Raw genomic sequence first — 1,335 nt, 5'->3', positions numbered from 1 at the left:
CACTTTATGGATAAGCCCTCGACCTATTAGTACACATCAGCTGAACATGTTACCATGCTTACACCTTGTGCCTATCTGACCTCGTACTCTACAAGGGGTCTTACTGCCGAAGCAGGGATATCTCATCTTGAGGGGGGCTTCACGCTTAGATGCCTTCAGCGTTTATCCCGTCCGGACGTGGCTACCCAGCCTTATGCATCTGGCGATGCAGCTGATACACCAGCGGTCCGTCCATCCCGGTCCTCTCGTACTAAGGACAGCTCCTCTCAGATATCCTACGCCCGCGCCGGATAGGGACCGAACTGTCTCACGACGTTCTGAACCCAGCTCGCGTACCGCTTTAATGGGCGAACAGCCCAACCCTTGGGACCTGCTACAGCCCCAGGATGCGATGAGCCGACATCGAGGTGCCAAACCACTCCGTCGATGTGAACTCTTGGGAGTGATAAGCCTGTTATCCCCAGGGTAGCTTTTATCCGTTGAGCGATGGCAATCCCACTTTCATACCACCGGATCACTAAGTCCTACTTTCGTATCTGTTCCACCCGTCGGTGTCACAGTCAGGCTCCCTTCTGCCTTTACACTCTTCGAATGGTTTCCGTCCATTCTGAAGGAACCTTTGAGCGCCTCCGATACTCTTTCGGAGGCGACCGCCCCAGTCAAACTCCCCGGCAGACATTGTCCCCGGACCAGGTAATGGTCCTTGGTTAGAAGCCCAGCATCATAAGGGTGGTATCCCAACAGCGACTCATATGCAGCTGACGCCACATACTCATAGTCTCCCACCTATCCTGTACATATAATACCGGACCCCAGTATCAACCTGGAGTAAAGCTCCATGGGGTCTTTCCGTCCTGGCGCGGGTAACCAGCATCTTCACTGGTACTTCAATTTCACCGGGTGCATTGCCGAGACAGTGCTCAAATCATTACGCCTTTCGTGCGGGTCGGAACTTACCCGACAAGGAATTTCGCTACCTTAGGACCGTTATAGTTACGGCCGCCGTTTACTGGGGCTTAAATTCAAAGCTTCGATTGCTCTAACCTCTCCTCTTAACCTTCCAGCACCGGGCAGGCGTCAGCCCATATACCTCACCTTTCGGTTTCGCATAGACCTGTGTTTTTGCTAAACAGTTGCTTGAGCCTCTTCTCTGCGGCCTGATTGCTCAGGCTCCCCTTATCCCGAAGTTACGGGGACATTTTGCCGAGTTCCTTAACAATGCTTCTCCCGTCGGCCTTAGGATTCTCTCCTCATCCACCTGTGTCGGTTTACGGTACGGGTTGTATATACACAATAGTGGCTTTTCTTGGCAGTCATATCTGATGCTTCACTACT

At 52.6% G+C, this 1,335-nt stretch carries 1 rRNA gene; it reads right to left on the bottom strand.

Annotated features, from left to right (window positions below):
• Positions 1 to 6: 6 nt before the first annotated feature.
• A 23S ribosomal RNA gene (locus tag BLP87_RS00005) occupies positions 7 to 1,335 on the bottom strand; the annotation flags it as partial.

It is taken from the genome of Butyrivibrio hungatei (assembly GCF_900101605.1).
In the GTDB taxonomy this organism is placed as follows: domain Bacteria; phylum Bacillota; class Clostridia; order Lachnospirales; family Lachnospiraceae; genus Butyrivibrio; species Butyrivibrio hungatei_B.
This window is presented reverse-complemented; position numbering and strand designations above follow the sequence as displayed.